7 protein-coding genes and 1 pseudogene are annotated in these 6,559 nt (G+C 63.8%); 2 read left to right on the forward strand and 6 right to left on the reverse strand.

Features of this window, described 5'->3' with window-relative positions; all coding sequences use genetic code 11:
* The 5 genes and pseudogenes from I6U14_RS01920 to I6U14_RS01940 form a co-directional block, all read right to left on the reverse strand.
* A partial coding sequence (locus I6U14_RS01920) for a hypothetical protein (RefSeq protein ID WP_296896434.1) occupies positions 1-513 on the reverse strand: 513 nt, incomplete at its 3' end.
* 48 nt (positions 514-561) lie between these two features.
* Complete coding sequence (locus I6U14_RS01925) at positions 562-1,251, reverse strand: DUF4143 domain-containing protein (RefSeq protein ID WP_296896435.1); 690 nt, start codon at positions 1,249-1,251, stop codon at positions 562-564.
* Positions 1,252-1,453: 202 nt separating this feature from the next.
* Positions 1,454-1,990, reverse strand: a pseudogene (locus I6U14_RS01930) (AAA family ATPase); the annotation flags it as partial.
* A 172-nt stretch (positions 1,991-2,162) separates the two neighbouring features.
* On the reverse strand, positions 2,163-4,154 hold the full coding sequence (locus tag I6U14_RS01935) for a class I SAM-dependent DNA methyltransferase (protein WP_296896436.1): 1,992 nt from the start codon (positions 4,152-4,154) through the stop codon (positions 2,163-2,165).
* Positions 4,155-4,419: 265 nt separating this feature from the next.
* Complete coding sequence (locus I6U14_RS01940; protein WP_296896438.1) at positions 4,420-4,605, reverse strand: hypothetical protein; 186 nt, start codon at positions 4,603-4,605, stop codon at positions 4,420-4,422.
* A gap of 155 nt (positions 4,606-4,760) precedes the next feature.
* On the opposite strand from I6U14_RS01940, the gene I6U14_RS01945 reads away from it, so the two are divergent.
* A complete protein-coding gene (locus I6U14_RS01945) occupies positions 4,761-5,642 on the forward strand; it encodes an FRG domain-containing protein (RefSeq protein ID WP_296896440.1) in 882 nt (293 codons plus the stop codon).
* On the forward strand, positions 5,639-6,022 hold the full coding sequence (locus tag I6U14_RS01950; RefSeq protein ID WP_296896441.1) for a hypothetical protein: 384 nt from the start codon (positions 5,639-5,641) through the stop codon (positions 6,020-6,022). Before I6U14_RS01945 ends, I6U14_RS01950 begins: the two co-directional genes overlap by 4 nt.
* Before the next feature lie 97 nt (positions 6,023-6,119).
* On the opposite strand, the gene I6U14_RS01955 is transcribed toward I6U14_RS01950, so the two are convergent.
* The coding region (locus tag I6U14_RS01955; protein ID WP_296896443.1) for a hypothetical protein at positions 6,120-6,559 on the reverse strand (440 nt) is incomplete at its 5' end.

A 6,559-nucleotide genomic window follows, 5' to 3' on the forward strand; every position in this document is an offset into this window, starting at 1 on the left:
TTGGTCGCCAAACCCCTGGTCCAGCCAGTTTGACTTGGTGACATCGAAGCTCCACTGGGAAGTATCAGGGTCGGCCTTGTCACGATCGTGCTCCTCATGGACAGCAAACCCCCAGACGTGGGCGTTGCGGCAGTTCTGCTCGATATATCGGTTCTCCCGTGCAAGCCATGCCATCTTCTTCTTGCTGATGTCGAAATCGGGCTTGCAGGGCTGGGCACTTTCCCAGGATTGAACGAGTCCCGCCGCCTTCACTTCGATCGTTGTGCCATCCGGGGCCTCCAGATCGAACGCGTTCCAGGCAACGCGATAGCGTTCGGCGCAGCCCATGGCTCGATGCACGAGATATTCCGCGATAATGGCGCGGTTGGTATTGTCAAGCTCGTTCCCGAGAGCCCAAGCATAGAATTCAGCCCGCCCGGCCTTCATTGCGTCACCTCCCCCTAGCAGCGCTAGGATCTCCCGCTCCGCCGCCTGCTGCTCACTGTAGTACTGTGCTGATTCGTCGCGTGACACGGTACTTATGATGTGGATGAGCAGGTTTTGGTCGCATAGCGTCCTTGGTCACCGAACGCGGTCCAGCACGTTTCGACCGATGGTATAACAGTGTAGGCTCGTGGGTGCGAATTGCAGCTCTATGCCATCCACATCCAAGACCCCGGTTTTGGTGCGCGTGGTCACGAGCGGCGCACGGCTCAGACTGTTGCGCCGGGCGAATGCGAGGACGCCCTTCAGGTCGCGTGGTCGCTCGAAGAAGCGGTCCGTCCACTTGACCTCTACCACCCAGTCCGCCTTGCGCTGGCCGATGTCCAGGCCCACGACGTCGACCTCCAACCCCTTCTTCCAACGTGCGAAGTACAGCCGTTCGATGAAGGATGTGGCGTGTATCCACTGGGCGTAGATTGCCGTCTCCGCGAGGGCGCCGACAGCTTCATGATCGCCGGTGACGGGGCCGTACAGAGCCGCGCGCATGGAGGGGTTGGTGAGGTAGACCTTGAAGCCGCGGGTGCGCTTGAACTGTCTTGCGGACTCGTCCACTCTTCGAATACGCTTGATCAGGAACGCGGCCTCCAGGTATTCCAGATAGCGCGTCAGGGTGTTGGCCACGACGCCCGAATTCTGGGATAGCTGTCCGACCTCCACCTCCTGGGCCGTGTTGTACGCGAGCGTGGCGAACAGGCTGTTCAACTCTTGGAAAATCTCTGATGCCGTAGAGACTCGGCAGGTCCCGCAGGAGCACCTTGTCGATGACATCGCTCTTGATGAAGCGCGCAGGGTCCTGCTGCACCCGTTCGGTGAACACGGCCTCGGGATACCCGCCGAAGTTCAGATAGTTGATGAACTCGTCGTTGATCGCGTCCATCGCGGCCGGGGAGGTGGCACGGAAGCCCCGGGAAGAATCGGGGTCGCGTTCGATGAGATCCGCCTCCCGCTGAACGAACTGCAGGTACTCGCTGAACGTCAGCGGCGGCAGCAGGAAGTCGGGGAAGCGGCCGGTCCCCGACTCTTGGCTTTTGAGCCGCAGCGCGGCTGCCGCAGACCCGGTGCCGATGAAGCGGTGGTTTGGGAATGCGTCCACCAAGGACTTGAGATGGCGCTCCCAGTCCTTGAGGTACTGGATCTCGTCGAAGAACAGATAGCGGGTTGCATCGGTGTCGAGCCCGTGCAGCTCCTGCATGAGCCCACTGAGCCACTCCAGCGAAAACCCGGTATATACCGGTGTGTCAAGCGACAGGTACATGACCTGCGTCGGCGGGACTCCGTCGTCGAGCAAGCGCTCGATGGCATGATGGACCAAAACGGTCTTCCCGACCCGCCGCGGACCAAGTAGCACGACGGCACGGTTGACCCCGAGATCAGCGACGAGGTTATAAAAGGAGGGTAGGTAGCCGCGCCGAGGCAAGGCCGTGAACTGGGTGCCGCCCCGACCGGACCACCAGGGATTGTCCAAGCGCAGTCTGGCTTCGACCTCTTTGGCGGAGACGCTCAGCATGGTTCGGTGTTCGGCTAGAGGGTGATCCTGGACGTGGGGCTAAAGAATAGCATCAGTGGACTGACGCTATTTGAAGATTTAGGAAAAAAGATTGAAAAATCATAGAGCTAATGGATGCATTTAGGCCGCGGACGGAGCATCAATGCCCGTATTCGCGGCCCGTGCTGCACGGTCAGCGCTCCTCGCGGCCCGGAGCATCCGCCGTCACCTCCCCCAGCAGCGCCATGATCTCCCGCTCCACCTGCTTCAGCTCGGCGTCGATCTCCGCCAGCGGGCGCGGCGGCTGGTACTTGTAGAAGTAGCGGTTGAAGTTGATCTCGTAGCCGACGATGCCGACGGCGCCGTCCTGGGTGTCGCGCTTGCTGTCGTCGATCCAGGCATCCGGCACGTGGGGCGTCACCTCGCGGGCGAAGTAGTCCTCGACGGACTCGGCGAGGGGGACGTTCTCGTAGTCGCGCAGGTCCGGGTCCGGCTCGACGGCGCCCTTGGTCTTGCAGACCTCGGCCTCGGGGTCGTGCTCGCCGAGGTGCTTCTGGAGCAGCTTCTTCTCCGGGGCGCTGAGGTTGGTGTCGAGGTGCTCATTGACCGTCTTGAAGAACTGGTCTCTGGCGTACCAGGGCTGATCCGGCAGGCTGCCCAGGGCGTCGAGCAGCACTTGCTGCCGGTCTGCATCGAGCTTGGCCCAGCCCTTGTCGGCCTGCAGGGCCTCCAGCCGGATGGCGTCCTTGGGGTGGAAGGCGAGCTGCAGCGGCCGCTCGACGGTGATGCGCCGGTAGCCGAAGTCCGTGGTGTCGAACAGCTTGCTGATCTCGGTCTGCTCAAAGGTGTCGTGCGCTCGGGCGATCTCGGCGATGTGCTCGTCGGTGAGGTAGCGGCGCTTGCTGCCGAGGCTCTTGCGCATGGGCGCCCAAAGGCCAGTGGCGTTGATGAGCTGTACCTTGCCCTTGCGGCGGGCCTCCTTGCGGTTGGTGAGCACCCAGACGTAGGTGGCGATGCCGGTGTTGTAGAAGAGGTCCGTGGGCAGGGCGACGATGGCCTCCAGCCAGTCGTGCTCCAGAATCCAGCGGCGGATCTCGGACTCGCCGGAGCCGGCCCCGCCGGTGAAGAGCGGCGAGCCGTTCAGGATGATGCCGATGCGGGTGCCGGTGGCGTCGTGCCGGCGCTTGGAGAGCAGGTGCATCAGGAACAAGAGCGAGCCGTCGGAGACCCGCGGCAGCCCGGGGCCGAAGCGCCCGTCGTGCCCGCGCTGCTGGTGCTCGTCGGTGACCGCCTTCTGCACCTTCTTCCAGTCGACGCCGAAGGGCGGATTGGCGAGGCCGTAGCCGAAGTGCTCGAACGGGAGCTGGTCGTCGCCCAGGGTGTTGCCGAAGGTGATGTTCTTCGGGTCGTAGCCCTTGATCATCATGTCCGCCTTGGCGATGGCGTAGGACTCCGGGTTCAGCTCCTGGCCGTAGGGGATGACGCGGGCCTGGGGGTTCCACTCCAGCACCTGCTCGATGCCGGTGGCGAGGAAGCCGCCCGTGCCGCAGCAGGGGTCGTAGATGGTGCGGATCACGCCGGCGCCGGTGAGGATCTCGCGGTCCGGGGCGAAGACCAGGGTGGTGGCCAGGCGCACCACGTCGCGCGGGGTGAAGTGCTCGCCGGCGGTCTCGTTGGAGGCCTCGGCGAAGCGGCGGATCAGCTCCTCGAAGACCAGACCCATCTCGTAGTTGGAGACGGCGTTGGGGTGCAGATCTAGGACTGCGAACTTCTGCACCACCAGGTACAGCAGGTTGGCGCTGGCCAGGCGGTCCAGCCAGGTGTCGAAGTTGAAGCTGTCGAACACCTCCCGGGCGTTGGCGCTGAACTTGGCGACGTAGTCCTCCAGGTTGGCCCGCGTCTCGCCCTCGCCGAGGTTGGCGAGCGTGTACTGGGAGACGTTGTAGAACCGCTGCCCGGAGACCTTGGGCAGAATCAGATCCGGATCCAGCCCTGAGTCCTGGATGGCCTGGTAGCGCTCCAGCACGGGCTTGCGCGTCGGCGCGAGCACGCACTCCAGCCGCCGCAGCAGCGTGAAGGGCAGGATGATGCGCCCGAAGTCCGAGCGCTTGAAGTCGCCCCGCAGCAGGTCCGCCACGGACCAGATGAAGCCGGCGAGGTTCTGTTGGCTTGCAGTGCGATCCACGTACTCCGTACTCCCCATGCCAGTCGAGGTCTCGCAGCCCGGCCACAGCCGGTGCCCAGTGTGCGAAAGGGTACCTCAACGTGTGCTCGCGTTCTTGACGTCGCGCGCGGACCTGGTGACGCTGCGGCGTAGAGCTTGGACAAGAGCGTCCCGCTGGGCGGAAAGCGGACGCCGGGCAAAGGGCTCTGAATGGGAGAATTAGGCCAGTTCCCGATCCGAAGCGGCCCCGAGCGTGGTCCCGGCTGTGGTCAGCGAAGTGGGAGCGTCACGGTGTGTATTGGTAATCTACCCCGTGATGCTGAAGCCAGCGTCGGAAACGATCCACTTTCGTTTCCAGCGAACAGGTTGGAGGGAGCGTATCGAGATAGTGGCCGAAGGCCACGCGAAGCTCGGTCTGCTCCTCCACGTCGAGACTGTCCCAGGGGCGTAGTTTCTTTTCCTCATTGTTCATGGCGTCTCTCCTCTGGTCCATGAATGTTAGCTCCTTCACCGCGTTCAGCGGAGGGGCGGTATGCTCTCCGGGGATGACCGCTCGGTCGGTAGCCCAGTCGTCATGCGCGTGCAGTACGCTGCCACGGCGCTGACACCCACCACACGAGTGCCGCGATGGAAGAGACCCGCGTCGAGAGCTGGAACGACCTCCAGGAGGCCTTGTTTGCCGAGGCCTGGATTCCGGAGCTCGGCCGCTACCGCTCCCGGTACGCCTTCCGCGGGCTGTCCGACGACAGCTATCGGCTGGAGACCACGCTGTGCCGGCTGGGCGGCGATTATGCGGGCCTGGAGCGCCATTTGCTGCGCAATTTTCGCAAGTATGCCCATCGCCGCGTCGTCGAGCGGGACTCGGTCTGGCACTGGTTGTCTGTGGCGCAGCACTATGGCCTGCCGACACGGCTCATGGATTGGACCTACTCGCCCTTCGCCGCACTGCACTTCGCCACCGCCAACATCGAGCAGTTCGACTGCGACGGTGCCATCTGGGGCGCCAATTACCTACGCACCCACGAGTTGGTCCCAGACCGGCTCGCAGAGCGTCTGGCGCGTGAGGGTGCCAACGTCTTCACCGTCGAGATGCTGTCGGAGACAGTCAAGTCCTTGGAGGAACTGGACGCGCTCTGCCCGCGCCCGTTCGCGCTGTTCTTCGAGCCGCCCTCCATTGACGATCGTATCGTCAACCAGTTCGCCTTCTTTTCTGTGATGTCGGACCCCAAGGCCACGATGGACCATTGGCTCGCCCAGCATCCGGGCGTGGCCCGCAAGATCGTCATCCCCGCCGGCCTCAAGTGGGAGATCCGCGAGAAGCTGGACCAGTCCAACATTACCGAGCGGGTGCTCTTCCCGGGGCTGGAGGGGCTGACAGCGTGGCTCAAGCGCCATTACAGTCCAAAGGGAGAGAATGGGGCGCTGGGGGGCGCCGATGTATTGGCGGCTCCCGTGCGGGATAGGTGGGCACACAGCACACTGGTGCAGAGAACTTTGGACGACGAATGATGGAAACATATGAGCCGGTAGCATTTGTGGCGCTCGAAACCGGAGATGACCTGATCGTGTCTTTTTTCGTGTCCAGTTCAGAGGACTCGACCGGTGGGCGCTCGATCACACTCCTGCGGGATGTGAAGTGGGAGCGCCTACTGCCCGACGAAGAGCGAGGTGTCAAGGTCTCTGACGAGGCCGATACCGAAGAGGACTGGCAGGATAACTTCCTTGTAGCGATTCGTGTGGGCAGTAAAACGCTTGAGCTCACGAGCTCGCGATACAAGCGCAAGCTGGATCTCAAGAGGCTCAGCAAGGCTGACCGGAAGGCGATGACGAAGGTATTGAAGAAGATGAACTACGACCGCCGTTTCCGACTGCAGGTCGCGTTTGCATGAAGTTCAAGTGCACCTCACGCCCGCGGCTTACTCCGCGTCCGCCTGATGTGCGATGTGCGACCTGACCCCAACAGCTTCGTGACCCCAACAGCTTCGTCTAAAGGCAGAGTTTCCGCACGTACCCTCCGTCATCTTCCAGGCAGACCGCGGCGAGGCGCCCGGAATGCGCTAGGTGCTCCCGCGGCGGGCGGATGGCGGTACCGCGGCCGGGCGTCATGCCACGGAGACGGGCGCAAACCACTCCAGCCGCCTGCGCGCAAAGCCTGCCCGGCCGGGCGCCCGGGCACCGCTCACAACGCCACAGCCCGCCCCGCCCCCCGAACCGCTGCAGCCTGAGGCTCAGCCCGTCGGCTGCGACGCGGCCGGCGAGGGCGAGCGGCTCCGCCCGCGGCTCGACATCGCGCAGCGCGAAGTCGAGTGCCCCGTCGGTGAGCCCGGGCGGTGCCCGCGTACATGGGCTCGCCGGTGCGGTGGTGCGGGTGACGGCGATGTCGAGGCCGTCGGCCGCCAGCGTCGTCAGCACGACGAAGCTCACGC

Source organism: Thiohalocapsa sp. (assembly GCF_019695415.1).
In the GTDB taxonomy this organism is placed as follows: domain Bacteria; phylum Pseudomonadota; class Gammaproteobacteria; order Chromatiales; family Chromatiaceae; genus Thiohalocapsa.

Bases quoted from the DNA above. Each gene is read 5' to 3' on its own strand.
- I6U14_RS01945 (WP_296896440.1), top strand. From the start codon at position 4,761: ATGGAAGAGACCCGCGTCGAGAGCTGGAACGACCTCCAGGAGGCCTTG.
- I6U14_RS01925 (WP_296896435.1), bottom strand. From the start codon at position 1,251: ATGTCATCGACAAGGTGCTCCTGCGGGACCTGCCGAGTCTCTACGGCA.
- I6U14_RS01940 (WP_296896438.1), bottom strand. From the start codon at position 4,605: ATGAACAATGAGGAAAAGAAACTACGCCCCTGGGACAGTCTCGACGTG.
- I6U14_RS01950 (WP_296896441.1), top strand. From the start codon at position 5,639: ATGATGGAAACATATGAGCCGGTAGCATTTGTGGCGCTCGAAACCGGA.